A 17,423-nucleotide genomic window follows, 5' to 3' on the forward strand; every position below is an offset into this window, starting at 1 on the left:
AATTACAAATATACTGAAATTAATAAATTCAAACTAGTTATTTTGCTTACTGATCCAAAGCGATAACAATATGTGGATTTATTAAATATTTATTGGAAGAGGGGATTTTAAGTGAGTAATTTAAAAGATGTAAAAGAAGTAGAAGTATTTCATGCAGGGAATGTTAGCGTAGATGAATTGCCTTGGATTCCATATTTTGGAGATTCTAAATTTAAATTGCTTAAAGCCAACCCTGTGACAGGACAGACGATTACTTTATTAAGTGTTCCTGCGAAAATGCAGCTTCCTGCCCATTTCCATCCTGGAACAGTCATTGTATATACCGTCCAAGGGACTTGGAGATATCTCGAGGAGCCTTGGATCTCCAAACCTGGTGATATGGTTTATGAGCCTGCAGGTTCCAAACATACGCCGACAGCTGTAGGGGATGAAGATGTTATCACCTTCAATATTGTAGAAGGAACATTAGACTATTTGGGTGAAGAAGGAGAAATTCTTGCCAGAGACAATTGGGAAACATTCCTGAAAAGATACTATGAACATTGCGCGGCTGAAGGAATTGAACCTATTGATGTGACTAAATTTTGATAGTTAGAATCATAAAAAATGGAGAAGTCGGCGTCCACATGACGAAGAGGCTTCTCTTTTTTCTGAGCTTTTTCTTTTCTAATATTAGTAATAATAATTTATAAATTAATTTTTTTAATTTTATTTTATTAAAACTTATAAGTATAATCATTAATATAATAATTTTTCTATAATTTCTAATATTCAAACTTAACAGATAATAATGTTGGGAGGAATAATGATAAATGACAGTAGAGACGGTTTTGATTACTGGTGCTACAAAAGGGATCGGATATGAATTCACAAAAGTTTTTGCAGAGCATTGTTATAACTTGGTATTAGTTGCCAGAGATTCGGCGTTGTTGGAACAACAAGCCGAGAGTCTGAAAAAGGAATATGGCGTGCAAGTGAATACTTTTGCCGGCGATTTGAGTAGCCATACAACGGTAGAGAGCTTGTACCGATACTTGAAAAGCGAAGGAATCGAAATCAATATTTTGATTAATAATGCTGGAGCTGGCGGATTAGGGTTGATGACGGAATTGGATATTCAAAAAGAAATGGAATGCCTACAGCTCAACATGATCTCGCTCACGTATTTAACTAGACTTATTGTGGGTGACATGAAACGAAAGCAAGGTAAAATTTTAAACGTGGCTTCAACAGCAGCCTTTCAGCCAACTCCACGGATGTCGATGTATGGGGCCAGCAAATCTTACGTCTTATTCTTTACGGAAGCAATTGCGGAAGAACTTAAAGGAACCGGAGTTCAAGCTTCTGTATTATGTCCCCCTTCTACCAAAACGCCGCTCACGCAAGGGTTGGCTTCAACAAGAACAAAAATTTTCATTAAGAACTTAATTGAACCGGAAGCTGTTGCCAAGTGCGGATTTGAAGGGTTAATGAAGAATAAAACTGTTATCATTCCAGGCTTTAAAAATAAACTCATGGCTAAATCTGTGGGATTGCTGCCGAGGAAATGGGTAACCATCTATACCCGAAAGCTTATCGAACAAAAAGTGTAAATAGCATTATTGTCCTGTCCTTGAAAGGGTTGGAGTTTTTAAAAGTATTATCTTTATAGATTTAAGATGGAAATAGCTTACATAGTTTTTCAGAGGATATCTTGTTAGGAATAACAAAATCAAAAAAGGGGACTAATGATGAATTTTTTATTATCTAAGGAACATCAAATGATGCAAAAAATGGTGCGAGAGTTTGCTCTAAACGAATGTGAACCTACTGCTGCTCAACGTGATGAAGAGGAATACTTTGATATCAAGATTTGGCAAAAGATGGCGGAACTTGGTTTATGCGGCATTCCTTGGCCAGAAGAGTACGGAGGTGCAGGTGCCGATTACTTGAGTTATGTGATTACGGTGGAGGAATTGTCACGGGTGGACGCTTCAATTGGGACCACGCTTTCCGCACATACATCGTTAGCCGGATGGCCGATTTTCAAGTTTGGAACGGAACATCAAAAGCAAAAATATTTGCGGGCCATGGCGGAAGGAAAAAACATGGGTGCGTATTGCTTGACGGAATCTGGATCCGGATCTGATGCCAGTGGAATGCGAACAACAGCCGTTCTAGAAGGAGATGAATGGGTCTTGAACGGATCGAAGGTTTTTATCACCAACGGAGGCTATGCCGACACTTATATCGTTTTCGCACAGACCAACTCGGCACTAAAGCATAAAGGCATTTCGGCGTTTATTGTGGAAAAGGGCTTTCCGGGTTTCTCTGTAGGAAAGAAGGAAAAAAAGCTGGGCATTCGCTCTTCCGCCACGACTGAGGTCATTTTTGGGGACTGCCGCGTTCCAAAGGACAATCTTTTGGGCCAAGTGGGGGAAGGGTTCCAAATTGCCATGATGACTCTTGACGGCGGTCGGAACGGAATCGCTTCCCAAGCTGTTGGAATCGCTCAAGGAGCATTTGATAATGCTGTAGCATTTGCAAAGGATCGCGTCCAATTTGGCAAACCGATTAGCTCACTCCAAGCTATTCAATTCAAATTAGCCGATATGGCTACAAAAATCGAAGCTGCCCGTTTATTGACGTATCAGGCAGCATGGCGTGAGGATCAAGGAATTCCTTACGGACTTCAATCTGCAATGTCCAAACTATTTGCTGGAGACACCGCCATGGAAGTAGCGGTGGAGGCCGTTCAAGTATTCGGCGGATATGGATACACAAGGGAATACCCGGTTGAACGTTATATGAGAGATGCTAAAATCACCCAAATCTATGAAGGGACGCAAGAGATTCAGCGTCTTGTTATTGCCGGAAATCTGCTTAAAGCATAGAAAAAACTCAAAATTAACGAAAACAGGAATGTATCCCGAATCCCTATCTTTCAAGTAGCGGACTAAGGTATTGTTGGGATTTGTTTGAGGTGATCCGCTTATAAAGAAAGAAATTAAAAAAGTTCTAGTAAATTCTTTAAAAAAACCGGGATAGAACATGTTTTTCTCCTGATTCATGAGTGCATCCCTTCTTAATAAAAATCTGCTCTAAATGAAGTGATTGATAGACAATAATAAACTTTTGGAAAGGAAATGTATATGTTTAAAAAGGTTCTTATTGCTAATCGAGGAGAAATTGCTGTCCGTGTGATTAGGGCTTGTAAGGAAATGGGGATATCTACGGTCGCTGTATATTCTGAAGCAGATCGTGAAGCTCTGCATGTACGTCTTGCAGATGAAGCCTATTGCATTGGACCACACCTATCATCTAAGAGCTACTTGAATATGAAAAATCTATTAATTGTGGCTCAACTATCTTATGCAGATGCTATCCATCCTGGCTACGGATTTTTAGCGGAAAGTGCAGAATTTGCCAATATGTGTATTGAGAACGATATCATTTTTATTGGACCATCACCTGAGGCAATCAGTAAGATGGGGGCGAAAGCGGTAGCCAGAGAAATGATGGAAGCCGCGGGTGTACCAATTGTTCCAGGTACGGATGGAATTATTGAAGATATTGACGAAGCTGTGGTTACAGCAAGAGGTATCGGGTATCCCGTTATTGTTAAAGCCACTGCTGGTGGTGGTGGAAAAGGGATGCGGGTTGCTGAATGCGAGGAAGAGTTAAAAAATGCGATTTCAATGGCGCAGCAAGAAGCAGCTACAGCTTTTGGTAATGCAGGTGTTTATTTAGAAAAGTACATTGAAGAGCCTCGACACATCGAAATCCAAATTATGGGTGATTCCTTTGGCAATGTCGTGCACTTAGGGGAACGTGATTGCTCAATCCAGAGACGCCATCAAAAGCTAATTGAAGAAGCGCCATCCCCTGCACTTGATGAAGAACTAAGAACGAAAATGGGAGAGGCGGCATTGAAAGCAGCGAAGGCCGTACAATATTCAGGGGCAGGCACAATTGAATTTTTACTAGATAAACATAAAAATTTTTACTTTATGGAAATGAATACCCGTATTCAAGTTGAACACCCAGTTACAGAACTTATAACAGGAGTAGACTTAATCAAAGAACAATTACTTGTTGCCTCAGGTCATAGGCTATCTGTCAAACAAGAAGATATTCATATCAATGGTTGGGCGATCGAATGCCGGATTAATGCAGAAAATCCTGATAAAAAATTTATGCCATCCCCTGGGAAAATTGGATTATACCTACCTCCAGGTGGATTTGGAATCCGAGTCGATAGCGCAGTTTATCCAGAATATACGATCTCACCATTTTATGATTCGATGATTGCCAAATTAATCGTACATGGAAAAAATCGTGAAGAAGCAATTGCAAGAATGAAGCGAGCCTTAAGCGAGTTCGTCATTGAAGGAATTGATACTACAATCGCTTTCCACCTTCGCTTATTAGAACATCCGGATTTTAAAGCTGGTAATTTTAACACGAAATTTTTAGAGATGAATGATTTAACGGTTTCCACTAAGTAACTAGTGATGATTTGAAGTATGCAGTGGCACGGTGGAAAAACAATTTTTTGTAATTGGTGATGAGAATGACCGGATAATCGGGACTGCACCTATGGGGGAAATTTCATAGATCCTAAGAAACCTAAAATGAGTAAAGAAAAAATAACAGAAATTAAATGATAGAAGGAGTGTTTCCTCATGTTTAAAATGAATGACATTAAAGAATTAATTCGAGCAGTGGACCGTTCTACAATTGGAGAATTAACGATTAAAGGTGAAAATGATCAGCAAATAACAATTAGTAAACAAATGAATGTCGGTCAAGTAGCGCTTATCGAAGAAACACAAGTCCCAGCGGCTATTGCTGTCGCACCTGTGAAAGTGGAAGCCGCCCCCGTTCAAAAGCAGGAAGAAATACAAGCACCATCGACAAATACTGAGGACACATCGGTTCATAAAATTACTTCCCCAATGGTGGGTACATTTTATGGGGCTCCATCACCTGATTCTGATGCCTATGTAAAAGTGGGAGATCAAATAAAAGAAGACACGGTGCTTTGTATTGTTGAAGCCATGAAGCTTATGAATGAGCTTGAAGCAGAAGTTAGTGGTGAAATTGTTGAAATCTTTGTAAAAAATGGTCAGCTTGTTGAATACGGCCAGCCCTTGTTCCTCGTAAAAACAGCATAAGCAATAAAATTTAAACACTGATAGGAGAGGACTCACAGCATGGATATGTTCGATAAAATCGAGATCATGGAAGAGCGACGGGAAAAAGTGAAGCTGGGGGGCGGTTATGCACGGATTGATGCCCAGCATGATCGCGGGAAGCTAACTGCCAGAGAGCGTATCGAAATATTAGTAGATGAAGGGACATTCGTGGAAATAAACCCATTCATAGAAAATCGCGGCCTTGAATATGGATCCGGAGAGGCTCCGGGAGAAGGGGTTGTTACAGGGTACGGTAAGGTTGGTGGGTGCCTTATTTTCCTTTTTGCTCAAGATTTTACTGTTTTCGGCGGAGCCCTTGGCGAAATGCATGCGACGAAGATTACCAAAATCATGGATTTAGCAGCAGAAAATGGAGCACCTATAATCGGATTAAATGACTCAGGTGGAGCACGAATTCAAGAAGGTGTTTTATCACTAGACGGATATGGACACATTTTCTATCGAAACTCCATTTATTCAGGCGTAATTCCACAAATTTCAGTGATAATGGGACCATGTGCCGGGGGGGCTGTTTATTCCCCTGCGATTACAGATTTCGTTTTCATGGTAGAAAAGACAAGTCAAATGTTTATTACAGGCCCAAAGGTAATTGAGTCGGTAACGGGAGCAAAGATTAACAGTGAGGATTTAGGTGGTGCGTCCGTTCATTCCACAATAAGTGGAAATGCCCATTTTACCGGACCAACAGAAGAAGACGTTTTAAACGAAGTCAGGAGATTAATTGGCTACTTGCCATCAAACTATGAAGAAAAGCCACCCTACAAAGAGCCGGTAAATAAAATCCCGTTAGATGAAAGAATCGATGAACTTCTTGATGTTGTCCCGATTGATGGAACGAAGGTTTATGACGTGCGTAAGGTGATTCATTTAATTGTCGATGATCAAGATTTCATGGAAGTTCAGCCCAAATTCGCTAAAAACATTGTCGTTGGCTTTGGCCGTATAAACGGCGATACAGTCGGTATAATCGCAAATAATCCGAAGATGATGGCTGGTGGTCTTGATATTGATTCATCTGACAAATGTGCTCGCTTCATCCGATTCTGTGATTGCTTTAAGATTCCATTAATTACATTTGAAGACGTGAGTGGCTTTATCCCGGGAATTCAACAAGAGCATGGCGGGATTATCCGGCATGGAGCGAAAATTTTATATGCCTATTCGGAAGCTTTGGTTCCCAAAATTACAGTGATTCTTCGAAAAGCATATGGTGGGGCTTACGTTGCCCTAAACAGTAAAGCAACCGGGGCAGACTTAGTATTTGCTTGGCCTAACGCAGAAATTGCGGTTATGGGACCAGCCGGAGCGGCCAATATCATTTTTGCAAAAGAGATTAATGAAAGTACAGATCCGGAGGCCTTTAGGCAAGAAAAAATCAACGAATATCGCGAACGGTTTGCCAATCCTTACGTCGCATCAGCTAATGGCATTGTTGATGATGTAATTGACCCGAGGGATACAAGAAAAAGTATCGCTAGTGCATTGGAAATGCTAAAAAACAAGAAGAAAGCATTACCTAAGAAAAGGCATGGAAATATCCCTTTATAAACTTTTTTTTAATGGTTTTTCAACTCCCTATATTAAATAAAGAAATGAAAAAGATGTTTCCATCCATCAAATCGAATCAAACAATCTTCAAGAAAGGAGAATGAATTATGAGTCATGTTTATATTTTAGGCGGATCCAGGACGCCGTTCGGGAGTTTTGGAGGGGTATTAAAGGATGTTTCTGCTATCGATCTTGGGGTGATTGCAAGTAAAGGAGCCATTGAAAAAAGTAATATTTCAGTTGAAGAGGTTGAGCATGTTTTTGCAGGGAATGTGATACATACTTCGAAAAATGCCTCCTACCTATCCAGGCATATTGCTTTGAAAGCTGGGATTCCGGTAGAGAGCCCCGCTTTAACTCTCAATCGTTTATGCGGTTCTGGATTGCAAGCGGTCGTATCGGCAGCTCAGTCGATCCTTTTAAAGGATGCTGAAGTCGCCCTAGCCTTGGGAACCGAAAATATGAGCCAATCTCCTCACGTATTACGAGATGTCCGCTTTGGTACGGGTTTAAAGTCTCCAGAGATGGACGACATGCTTTGGGCGACTTTGAGCGATGAATATATAGGGTGTGGGATGGGAGTAACAGCGGAAACGCTTGCTGAAAAATATGAACTAACCCGAGACGATCAAGATAGTTTTGCTGTCCAATCACACCAAAAATCAGCAAAGGCCCAACTGACGGGGCGATTTCAACAAGAGATTTCCCCTGTCACGATATTCACCAAAAAAGGAAAGGAAATAACCATTTTAGAAGACGAACATATTCGCCATAATACTTCAATTGAAGGATTAGCGAAACTGAAACCAACTTTTAAAAAGGATGGGACCGTAACGGCAGGTAATGCCAGTGGTATTAATGATGGGGCAGCTGCCTTAATACTTGGAAGTGAATCCTTCCTTCAAACCAATCACAATGTGAAGCCATTGGCAAGAATCATATCCTGGGGGATTGCGGGGGTAGAGCCAAATATTATGGGCATTGGACCAGTTCCTGCTAGTCAATTAGCTTTACGGAAAGCAGGACTCAATATTAAAGATATCGATTTGTTCGAAATCAATGAAGCATTCTCTGCCCAGTATCTTGCAGTAGAGAGGGAGCTTGGGTTGAATCGGGAAAAAGTTAACGTAAATGGTGGAGCAATCGCATTAGGTCATCCAGTTGGGGCTAGTGGAGCTAGAATAATATATTCATTGGCACTAGAGTTAAGGAATCGAGGAAAGAAGTATGGATTAGCCTCCCTCTGTATTGGAGGAGGACAAGGAATCTCAGTAATCATTGAGGCTCTTTGAACATGTGAATCTTTTATGGAAGTAAGCATAATAGGAAAGCAGACAATAGCTAGGAAGTTATTATAATATTTTTGAGTCTGAAAAGAGCAAATACATTGCTCTTTTTCTTATTTTGGCCAAACTTTGCGAACATGACATATTTGCTACCCTAAACTATCAACTTTAAAAGATAATCGGAATTAGATAGGTGGGGGAACTAAGTTGTTTTTACCTACCAAACCCAGTTGGTAATTTTAAACGCCCTAAATGGCATTTAAAACCGTAGACTAAAGTGGGTCTATATAAAAGTTAAAACAATAATGTTGATTGGATCGCCCGCGGAAAGCGAGTCCCTAGAGGAAACGTTCAAATTGTACAAACCGTTAAAAAGCTGTAGACAAACTCGATTATCGAGTTCGCCTACAGGCTGAAACGCTCTAAATGGCGTTTTGTTAATGGTAGGGTTTATCTACAAGATTTCTTGAATCTTTAAATATACAACACACAAAACTTCAGATTTACCTTTTGAAAGGAGCATTTAGCTCCTAATCTAATTTGAAATGTAAGATGTGGGAATTCCAACCTTAGGAATATGGTGCCCTCTATTTTTCCCCGGTCTATTCCGTTGTAGTCTCCAATTCACTATTAACCCGATATATCTTTCTAGGTCTTCCTTTAGCAGTAGGTGCTTCTTCACCAATTATTTCGGCAATCTCCTGCTCGACTAAACCATTAAGAATTCGCCGTGCGTTCCGGGGGGTCATTTTTAACCATTCTGCAAGAATTGATGCTGTTATAGAGTGGTTCCCCGTTCTTTTTTGTACAGACAAAATCTTGTTAAGTGTTGTAATCGTGACTCCACACTGTTTAAGTTTTTCACTGATTTCCTTATTCTCCGTCCGATAGCCAAAAGAAATGCTTTCTTGTTCTTTAAGAGGACCTTCAATAATCCCTCTATCATCTACTAGGAATGCACAAAAAGAATCATAATTTTGTGCATGATTTAAAGCAAGTCGTGCATTTTCCTCCGCAGCCAATGCAGTTTCCCCATAGCCGATCCCAACATTCGATGGTAATTCCGATATTAAAGCTAATTTTTCCAATAGATCCCCAATTTGTTGCCCTGTTTCTTTTATGGAACCTCTCGTGGAGAAAATTACAAATGTTCCAACCCCAAGAGGTACAAAAGTGCCGAAAATCGATTCGGAAAAGTTTAATACGGCATCTTGTACCTTTAAGTTCAAGCGATGTAAATCGTAGGATATGGTGTGGTGATTCATGTTTGTATCCATATTCTCTACTTTGATAAATATAGCAGCAATTTGTGATTGTTTAAAATGAAGGGTTTCCCATTTTTGGATCGCTGTTTTTAGCGTTTCACGTATGTTACTGCGTGTAGGGGTAACTCGATAAACAGGAATTCCTTGTAACTTCAATTTTTCGTATACAAAGTATAGACAGGTAATGCAAATATCAACTTGTCCCTCTTTAAATAGTTTTTGATGATATGCAAGAAGATCCTGGAGAGTAGTATCATGAAGATATTCATGAACATGAATATCTTCATATGAAATGCCAAGATCATGATATGTCTCATATACATCACTTTCTTTAAGCAAATCTATACTCATCCGATTGAGGCTTTTAGAATCTTTATAACCTACTTCCACCAACGTTTTTGTTAAGCTTGCCCCATCTAAGTTAAGATAAAAAAAAGGTTGTTTGGAACCGCTTTTTTCAACAAAAGGATAGAGGGCTGGACCCGCAAAAATCCAAAGGTCGACCAACTGTTGATTTTGTTTCACGATATTTGTCGCCTCTTCAGCATTTTGATATCCAAATGGAATCGGGTACAGTCTGTCGGAGTATTCTTTTGCAATATCGCATATAATCTGTACATAGTCACTTGGACCAACAATTCCGGCTTTTATTTTCATAGTCGAACACCACCTAATAGAATAACTTGCAAAATTTTTCGAAAACGTTATGTATTATATAGGGAAATATATTAATTAATCGATTAATTCCAGCATTTTGCCTACTAATTTGTTAGGGTTTTCTTTAATTGATTATAACAATTATAGTAAACATTAGTATATATGTTGAGTGAATTGCTCTATTGCAACAAGCAGCATTTCTTCTTTTAAAAGAAACGGACCTTTAATGGATGATCAAGAAAAATAAAATTATAAGAATTGTTAGAAAATTCAGTTGACATTCTGCTGGATTTTTTTTATGATTTATTTAAGGAACACATTGAGAATTATTCCTTAAATAAAAAAAGGGGGATGCATTTTATATGAGTAATAACTCTTCTCGGGATAATCAATCGTTACAGTTAGTGAGTCCTGAATCGTTTAGAAATGTAATCAGTCATTTCACAAGCGGAGTATCGATAATTACAGTAAGGGAAAGTGAAATAGATTATGGGATAACTGCCAGCGCAGTTAGTTCCGTGTCTCTTGAGCCTCCAATGCTACTAGTATGTGCCAATAAAAATACAGGTACATGCCATGCTATTTCGAAAGCGGGTTCATTTACTGTAAACATTCTTGCTGAAAACCAGGGGGAGCTTGCGATGCAGTTTGCCAGGTCGAACACTGAGAAGTTCAAAGGTGTGGAAATGTCCTATGGCGAACTGGGTAACCCCGTTTTAAATAACACACTTGCCCAGATTGAATGCCGGGTGGTCGAAGAAGTAACAGGAGGTACTCATTCCGTCTTTCTGGCGGAGGTTCAAAAAGCCCATGCACTCATAGGGGATCCGCTCGTGTATTTCAAAGGAGAATTTGGTTCGTTCAAGAAAGCTTAAAACTGAAGGAAAACAAGCTGTTGGTCTAAGCCCTTTCAAAATGAAAATTGGATAACAAATCATCTAAAAGGAGGAAATAGTATGGCTTTAATGACTGGTAAGCAATATCGTGAATCATTGAATGACGGCAGGGAAGTATTCATCGATGGGAAAAGGGTCAAAAATGTAGCTGAACACCCATCATTCAAACCGATAGTTGATGTGAAAGCAAGAATGTATGACATGGCCTTTGAACCTGAAAAAAAGGAGAAGTTAACAACTAGATTGGAAGATGGCGAAGTCGTTTCACGAGCGTATAAAGCTCCAAAGACTAAAGAGGATTTAACTGGAATCCGCAATCACGTGGAAACCGTGCTTGATGATCTTGGCGGAGTGGTATACCGTGTTGGGGATGAAACGATAGGTGAAATGTGGTCCTTATATGACGCGCAGGATAAATTAAATGAAATTAACCCTTCTTATGCGAAAAATATTGCGAATCATATCGATAGAGTGGCAAGAGAAGATTTGTTCCATGTTTCCGCTAATACGGATCCAAAAGGTGATCGAAGCAAACTTTTTAGCGGAAAAGATGGCGGAACCCTGCTGCATGTTGTTGAAGAAAACGATAAAGGAATTGTCGTAAAAGGTGCGAAGTTTGAAACGGCTGCCGCCTATGCTCACCAGGCATTCGTTAAACCGACTATCTTGAATTGGGAAGCCGGAGAAGAAACTATGGCGCCGTTCGCTTGTGGATTCATCGCTGATATGGGAGCTCCCGGATTAAAGCACATTTGCCGTACGTCTCTCGGGACAGGAAAAAATGATACAGATTATCCGATCTCTACAAAATTTGAAGAAATTGATACATTGCTAATATTCGATAACGTACTAATTCCATGGGAAAATGTCTTGTTCCATCGTTCATTGGCCTCTGCTGCGTACATTCGTTCCACACTGCATCGGTATTCTGCCTTTAACTACGTCCTTAGAGTATTGCGCAGAGCAGATTATTTGCTAGGAACGGCTTTATTGAACGTTGAACAAACAGGTCTGACAAAGCTGCAGGCAGTAAGGGAAAAAATATCTCAGCTTATTAATTATCGTGAAGGAATTAATGCTCATTTAACAGCTGCTGTTGCAAATGCGGAAGTCAGCCCCGGCGGTTTAATGATGCCAAACCAATCTCTTCTGTATACTGGCCGTGTATTTGCACTATCTAATTTCCCGGCGATGGCGCATTTAACAAGGGAACTCGTAGGAGGGCAACTAGCCGTTACACCAGATTCCGAAACGTTTGCAGATCCAGCGATTCAAGAATATGTTGATAAGTACTATTCCGTTGGTGAGTGGAGCGCGAAAGAAAGAGGAAAATTACTATACTTTGCGAGAGACCTTTTGAATTCTTCTTACGCAGGCCATAGAACTACTTTTGAATTGTTTGCTCAAAGTCCTCCATTTGCTCAACAGATGTCAGTTTTCAATAGCTTCGATATGGAAGCACAGCGCGAAATGGTTCGTAAAGCAGCGGATTTAAAAGCGGCTATTACTGTTACTAATCAGTAATCTTGAATATAGAAAGGGGAAGTTTTCATTGGAAATACATACACAAGGCACCTTACAGCTTTCTGAATCGGTTCTATCGATTGGTGCACTCGACGGCATCCACAGGGGGCATCAAGCATTGCTATTAAAGGCAAAAGAACGGGCCATGAAGCTTGGAGTTCCTTTTGTTGTATATACTTTTGATCCTCCTCCAAAAGTCTTTTTTAAAGGATGCCAACTGTTAATGTCAGTGGAAGAGAAGCTTCAGCGCCTCGAAATGCTAGGAGTTGACCATGTTATAGTCGGTCCATTTGATGAAGCGTTTACTCAAAAGGAAGTTCCGGTATTCATTGAAGAATTAAAAGAAATAAATCCCATTGAAATCTGGGAAGGCCCTAACTTCTTATTCGGAAAAAATAGAAAGGGCACCATCGATGTATTACGCCGCTATTTTAAAGTAGAAGTGTTACAGCCCCTGACATGTGAACGAGGTGAAATGATCTCTTCTTCACGCATTCGCAAGCTTTTGCAACAAGGAAACTACCCTCAGGCAAAAAAGCTGCTAGGGGCCGAGTGTTTTACGATGATTTCAATGTGTGAGAACCCATATGCCAGAAAAAATAGGTTGGAAATTCATTAATATAATAAGAAGCAAGGGAGAATTAAGAAAATGGAAATTAAAAGATACCGTAAATTTGAAACGAATAAATTTTATCCAGCTGATATGGGGGAGGAATCTCATCACGTAGCAAATGAGTTTTCTATGGTTGTCCGTGCTGGAAACCGTATCTTCATGAGAGGGCAAACTGCATTTGATCTGGAAGGTAATTTTCACGGGGAGAATGATGTTACTGAACAGACAGAGAATGCTTGTCGCTGCATCAAGCAGTTGCTTGAAGAAGCAGGGGGGAAAATGGAAGACGTTTGCAAACTCACAACTTATGTCACTGATCGTTCCTATCGAAAAGAAGCCTACGCTGTTATTGCTAAGCATTTTAAAGGCGTATATCCAGTTAGTACAGGACTTGTCGTCAATGGGCTGGCTCTTCCTGAAATGCTGGTGGAAATAGACGTCGAAGCAATTATTAGCGGTAAGGAATAAGGGGATATGTCGAATATAAATTAAATGAATGGAGCAGCAACTATTGAAAAGAATCATGCTTGTTGCTCCTTATTTTCTCAAGGGAGGATTAAAAATGAACATAACAAGTACGTTTTCCGTGGCAGGACGTTGCTCTAGAACAGGAGCTTTAGGAGCTATTGTCACTTCCAGCAGCCCAGCTGTTGGGGCAAGATGTCCCTGGGTCAAATCAAATATAGGTGTCATCCTGACGCAAAATGTCACAGATCCCAGACTAGCAGACATAGGACTTTCAGCTTTGGAAAAAGGTTACGGCGCCCAGGCGTCAATTCGGACAATGGTGGCTGCCTCGGACTTTCCTGATTTTAGACAGCTGGCTGTTGTCGATACCAACGGTGAATCAAGCGTGTTTACAGGTGAAAAAGCGCTTGGAGTACACGGGGACTATTATGCTGATAATGTTGCCAGCATAGGTAACCTGTTAAGCAATCCAGAAATCCCAAAAGCAATGGGCCAACATTTTCTTGAACGGAAGGACCTTTCTTTACCTGAGCGGTTAATTTCAGCTCTTGAACTCGGTTTTAACATGGGAGGGGAGCTTGATCAAGAACATTCTATTGCACTCTTGGTCTATCATCCGGATACTCCGTTTGCTTATGTAGATCTGCGTGTTGATTATAGCGATGATCCACTAAATGATTTGAAAAAACTATGGGAGATTTATAGTCCGCAAGCGGAAAATTATAAATCTAGGGCAATTGAGCCGGAGCTTGCACCTTCCTATGGGGTAAAAGGTGACGAATAAAAGGTAACGCTAACCAGTTTGGAGTTCCTGGGAGAAGGGTGGAAGTGAGCAGCTATGAAAATCGATATTGACCGATTATTGTCGGACATCAAGGAGTATGCTGAATACGGAAAAAATGATCAAGGAGGGGTGACAAGGCCCAGTTTTTCACAAGCCGATCATGAAGTGCGTGCACGGTTTATAAAGGAATTAGAGGACATAGATTTAAAGGTCACTATTGACGGGGCCGCCAATATTTGGGGAAGGCACAAGGGGAGTGGAAAAAAACAAGGCAGTATTGTCATTGGATCACACCTTGATTCCGTTCCGAATGGAGGTAAGTATGATGGCCCGTTAGGTGTTCTTATGGCGAAAGAAATTATTAAAACATTAATTGAAAATAACGTGATTCTTGACCATGACTTGGAAATCGTTTCATTTACGGCAGAAGAATCGAATGATTTTAACTTATCAACGTTCGGAAGCCGTTCTTTCGTCGGCCGATTGAAAATCGAGATGCTGAAAGATGTCTTTGATTCAACAGGTGCCCGGCTTAGTGATGAACTGATTAAAGCTGGGGGAGGCCTTGATAAATTCCCAATGATGAAGGAAATGGGAAAGAACAAAAAGGGTTTTATTGAACTGCACATTGAGCAGGGACAGCGGTTGGAAAGTAAAAATATATCCATGGCGGTCATCAACAGAGTTGTCGGAACTTATCGAAGTAAAGTAAGGGTTATCGGGCAGTCTAACCACTCCGGTACGACAATGATGGAACATCGGAAGGATGCATTGACTGCTGTAGCTGAAATGATCCTTGAAGTGGAACGTCAATGCCAAGAAAGTGGCAGCAGTGTAGTTGGAACAGTCGGTAAATTGAATGTTTTACCGAATGCAGCAAATATTATTCCAGGACAAGTTGATTTTATCTATGAAGTCAGAGGAGAAACAGAAGAGGGAATTCAACATAAGGTCAACGTAATACAGAGCGTTTGGGAAGAAATCGCCAGGGAAAGAAAGGTGGACATTCAGCACCGAGTTTTTCTTGATCAAAAACCAGTTGTTTTGGATGAGGATATTGTTCATATATTACAAAGCACAGCTCATGAGATGGAAGAACCTTTTATGACGTTCTCCAGTATGGCGATACATGATGCAGCTCATATGGCAATGATTACAAAATCAGCTATGGTCTTCGTGAAAAGCATTGATGGGAAGAGTCATTGTCCAGAAGAATACAGTCTGCCTAAGGATATTGAAAAAGCTGGTAACTTAATTTTGCAGGGAATTATGAACATTGATCGGGAATTGACGTGAAATTCCTCAGTTTATGAGTTCAAGTTTTTAAATAGTATAGTCAGCTTTACACGATGGCTCCGATTTTTCATGAAGGATATTTGCATTTTCAAACAAATAAGTTTCTTGGTGTTTTTTTCTATTAGAAATATTGCTCCGTTCGTTACTTTTTACCAAAAATGATAGAGTAATGCCCTCTATTATTAAATAAGTATGGCTTTAGAGATTAAATAGAGTTAAATTCTATTATGGTAGCTTTTTAATTACATGATGCTAATTTAAAAAAGTCAGGGGGATTGATTAATGGCATTTTTAACTGACAAACGCTCATTTTAACCGTTTAAGATTGTAAGCGCTATCAAATTTTTGAAAATTTCTTAGATAGTAATCGAAACTTGGAGTTAAAAAGTAAACGGGGAGTGAAAATGAGTGAAACAGGAAAACAATGTGAATGTGGTGAAAACCCCTTCTAAATGGCTAGCTTTAATACCAATCGTGTTTATGGCATGTGCACTGGCAATTGGGATTGGTGTTTATGGTGCTGATCCACATGTACCCCTTTTAATAAGTACGGTCGTTGCAGTGATCGTCGCTTTGAAGCTTGGTCATAATTGGCATTCAATTGAAGAACACTTAGTAAAAACAATTAGTGTATCAATTAAAGCCTTACTGATACTAGTGATAATCGGGGCCTTCATTGGAGCTTGGATGGCATCTGGAATTGTGCCATCGATGGTTTATTATGGATTAGGGGTCGTATCTCCAACGTATTTTCTTGTTACAGCCTGCATCATATCTGTTCTTGTCAGCATCGCTGGAAATGCCTGGTTTGCTGCTGGTACGATTGGAGTAGCGTTAATGGGAATTGGGCATGGCTTGGGTGTTCCATTACCGATGGTTGCTGGTGCAGTCGTATCGGGTGTTTATTTCGGCGATAAGATGAGCCCTTTATCGGATGTGACGAACTTCACCTCGGCGGTTGTGGGTGTAGACCTTTTTGAACATATTAGGAACCTAATGAACACTACATTCCCCACACTCATTATTTCGCTAATGCTGTATGCATTTCTCGGGTTTAAATTTCGTGGAGAAGGTGCAGATTTGTCACAGGCTGAAAAGATTCAAGGAATTCTTTCAGATCAATTCGTTATCTCGCCGTTTTTATTAATTCCGTTACTATTTATTGCGCTAATTTTCATTTTGAAGATACCGGCCATTCCTGGCTTGACTGTCGGGGTCCTTATTGGTGGGGCTTGTTCCCTATTTGTCCAAAAGACTTCGTTAGGTAATATGATTAACATCATGAATAATGGTTATGCTGCCAAAACGGGTTACAAAGTTACGGATGAATTGTTAAACCAAGGTGGGATTCAAGATATGATGTATACGGTTTCTTTAATCCTTATCGCTCTATCATTCGGCGCTATTCTCGAAAAAGCGAAAATATTGGAAACTCTTCTTGGGTCGCTGCTTCGGAAAGTAAAACGGACAGGCAGCTTAATTACAGCGACTGCTGGTACGTGTATCGCTTCAAACATCGTAGGATGTGACCAGTTCATGTCCGTTATTATCCCTGGACGCATGTATTTGAATGAATATAAAAAACGGGGGCTGCATCCGAAATTGCTCGGACGTACATTGGAAGATTGCGGGACAGTGACAGCAAGTCTTATTCCATGGACCACTTGTGGTATTTTTATGTTTTCTGTTCTAGGTGTTTCTCCGATTGAATATGCGCCGTATGCATTCTTTTGTTATATCAGTACTTTTGTAGCTATCGCTTTTGGATATTTAAATATAAAAATCAACCGTTTAGAAGTAGAAGAACTAGCTGGAAAGAGAAGTGAGAATAAAGGTAAAGATCTCGAATCTTCTTTTCCAATGGAATAAAAATCATAAAAAACAACTG

15 protein-coding genes are annotated in these 17,423 nt (G+C 40.1%); 14 read left to right on the top strand and 1 reads right to left on the bottom strand.

Annotated elements, in window-relative coordinates:
- Window positions 1-111: 111 nt before the first annotated feature.
- From BW986_RS14860 to BW986_RS14890, 7 genes are all read left to right on the top strand, one after another.
- Window positions 112-588, top strand: coding sequence for a 2,4'-dihydroxyacetophenone dioxygenase family protein (locus BW986_RS14860; RefSeq protein ID WP_076368656.1), 477 nt, complete (start codon window positions 112-114; stop codon window positions 586-588).
- A gap of 224 nt (window positions 589-812) precedes the next feature.
- Complete coding sequence (locus BW986_RS14865) at window positions 813-1,592, top strand: SDR family NAD(P)-dependent oxidoreductase (RefSeq protein WP_076368657.1); 780 nt, start codon at window positions 813-815, stop codon at window positions 1,590-1,592.
- Between the two features lie 138 nt (window positions 1,593-1,730).
- Complete coding sequence (locus tag BW986_RS14870; RefSeq protein WP_076368658.1) at window positions 1,731-2,873, top strand: acyl-CoA dehydrogenase; 1,143 nt, start codon at window positions 1,731-1,733, stop codon at window positions 2,871-2,873.
- A gap of 258 nt (window positions 2,874-3,131) precedes the next feature.
- Complete coding sequence (gene accC / locus BW986_RS14875; protein ID WP_076368659.1) at window positions 3,132-4,487, top strand: acetyl-CoA carboxylase biotin carboxylase subunit; 1,356 nt, start codon at window positions 3,132-3,134, stop codon at window positions 4,485-4,487.
- A 177-nt stretch (window positions 4,488-4,664) separates the two neighbouring features.
- Window positions 4,665-5,156: an acetyl-CoA carboxylase biotin carboxyl carrier protein gene (gene accB / locus BW986_RS14880; protein WP_076368660.1), complete on the top strand. Its 492-nt coding sequence runs from the start codon at window positions 4,665-4,667 to the stop codon at window positions 5,154-5,156.
- A gap of 39 nt (window positions 5,157-5,195) precedes the next feature.
- Window positions 5,196-6,746: an acyl-CoA carboxylase subunit beta gene (locus BW986_RS14885; protein ID WP_076368661.1), complete on the top strand. Its 1,551-nt coding sequence runs from the start codon at window positions 5,196-5,198 to the stop codon at window positions 6,744-6,746.
- A gap of 107 nt (window positions 6,747-6,853) precedes the next feature.
- Complete coding sequence (locus BW986_RS14890) at window positions 6,854-8,038, top strand: acetyl-CoA C-acetyltransferase (protein WP_076368662.1); 1,185 nt, start codon at window positions 6,854-6,856, stop codon at window positions 8,036-8,038.
- 596 nt (window positions 8,039-8,634) lie between these two features.
- Here the strand turns inward: BW986_RS14890 and BW986_RS14895 are convergent.
- Complete coding sequence (locus BW986_RS14895; protein WP_076368663.1) at window positions 8,635-9,954, bottom strand: helix-turn-helix domain-containing protein; 1,320 nt, start codon at window positions 9,952-9,954, stop codon at window positions 8,635-8,637.
- A gap of 362 nt (window positions 9,955-10,316) precedes the next feature.
- On the opposite strand from BW986_RS14895, the gene BW986_RS14900 reads away from it, so the two are divergent.
- From BW986_RS14900 to nhaC, 7 genes are all read left to right on the top strand, one after another.
- A complete protein-coding gene (locus BW986_RS14900; protein WP_076368664.1) occupies window positions 10,317-10,829 on the top strand; it encodes a flavin reductase family protein in 513 nt (170 codons plus the stop codon).
- Between the two features lie 81 nt (window positions 10,830-10,910).
- A complete protein-coding gene (locus BW986_RS14905; protein ID WP_076368665.1) occupies window positions 10,911-12,374 on the top strand; it encodes a 4-hydroxyphenylacetate 3-hydroxylase family protein in 1,464 nt (487 codons plus the stop codon).
- Window positions 12,375-12,402: 28 nt separating this feature from the next.
- Complete coding sequence (locus BW986_RS14910) at window positions 12,403-12,993, top strand: FAD synthetase family protein (RefSeq protein WP_076368666.1); 591 nt, start codon at window positions 12,403-12,405, stop codon at window positions 12,991-12,993.
- A gap of 30 nt (window positions 12,994-13,023) precedes the next feature.
- Complete coding sequence (locus BW986_RS14915) at window positions 13,024-13,455, top strand: RidA family protein (RefSeq protein ID WP_081395634.1); 432 nt, start codon at window positions 13,024-13,026, stop codon at window positions 13,453-13,455.
- A gap of 94 nt (window positions 13,456-13,549) precedes the next feature.
- Window positions 13,550-14,239 (top strand): DUF1028 domain-containing protein, encoded by a 690-nt coding sequence (locus BW986_RS14920; RefSeq protein WP_076369040.1) that lies wholly within the window; start codon window positions 13,550-13,552, stop codon window positions 14,237-14,239.
- 54 nt (window positions 14,240-14,293) lie between these two features.
- Window positions 14,294-15,535, top strand: a complete 1,242-nt coding sequence (locus tag BW986_RS14925) for a M20 family metallo-hydrolase (RefSeq protein WP_076368667.1) — start codon at window positions 14,294-14,296, stop codon at window positions 15,533-15,535.
- 408 nt (window positions 15,536-15,943) lie between these two features.
- Entirely contained in the window at window positions 15,944-17,404 is a 1,461-nt protein-coding gene (nhaC, locus tag BW986_RS14930; RefSeq protein ID WP_081395635.1) for a Na+/H+ antiporter NhaC, read from the top strand.
- The last annotated feature ends 19 nt before the right edge of the window (window positions 17,405-17,423 follow it).

Source organism: Peribacillus simplex (genome assembly GCF_900156045.1).
GTDB classification, from domain to species: Bacteria; Bacillota; Bacilli; order Bacillales; family DSM-1321; genus Peribacillus; species Peribacillus simplex_D.

What these genes read in the sequence shown, in the direction of transcription:
- BW986_RS14895 (WP_076368663.1), bottom strand. Translation starts at nt 9,954, where the DNA reads ATGAAAATAAAAGCCGGAATTGTTGGTCCAAGTGACTATGTACAGATT.
- BW986_RS14925 (WP_076368667.1), top strand. Translation starts at nt 14,294, where the DNA reads ATGAAAATCGATATTGACCGATTATTGTCGGACATCAAGGAGTATGCT.
- BW986_RS14870 (WP_076368658.1), top strand. Translation starts at nt 1,731, where the DNA reads ATGAATTTTTTATTATCTAAGGAACATCAAATGATGCAAAAAATGGTG.
- accB (WP_076368660.1), top strand. Translation starts at nt 4,665, where the DNA reads ATGTTTAAAATGAATGACATTAAAGAATTAATTCGAGCAGTGGACCGT.
- BW986_RS14915 (WP_081395634.1), top strand. Translation starts at nt 13,024, where the DNA reads ATGGAAATTAAAAGATACCGTAAATTTGAAACGAATAAATTTTATCCA.
- accC (WP_076368659.1), top strand. Translation starts at nt 3,132, where the DNA reads ATGTTTAAAAAGGTTCTTATTGCTAATCGAGGAGAAATTGCTGTCCGT.
- BW986_RS14920 (WP_076369040.1), top strand. Translation starts at nt 13,550, where the DNA reads ATGAACATAACAAGTACGTTTTCCGTGGCAGGACGTTGCTCTAGAACA.
- BW986_RS14865 (WP_076368657.1), top strand. Translation starts at nt 813, where the DNA reads ATGACAGTAGAGACGGTTTTGATTACTGGTGCTACAAAAGGGATCGGA.
- BW986_RS14890 (WP_076368662.1), top strand. Translation starts at nt 6,854, where the DNA reads ATGAGTCATGTTTATATTTTAGGCGGATCCAGGACGCCGTTCGGGAGT.
- BW986_RS14885 (WP_076368661.1), top strand. Translation starts at nt 5,196, where the DNA reads ATGGATATGTTCGATAAAATCGAGATCATGGAAGAGCGACGGGAAAAA.
- BW986_RS14905 (WP_076368665.1), top strand. Translation starts at nt 10,911, where the DNA reads ATGGCTTTAATGACTGGTAAGCAATATCGTGAATCATTGAATGACGGC.
- BW986_RS14900 (WP_076368664.1), top strand. Translation starts at nt 10,317, where the DNA reads ATGAGTAATAACTCTTCTCGGGATAATCAATCGTTACAGTTAGTGAGT.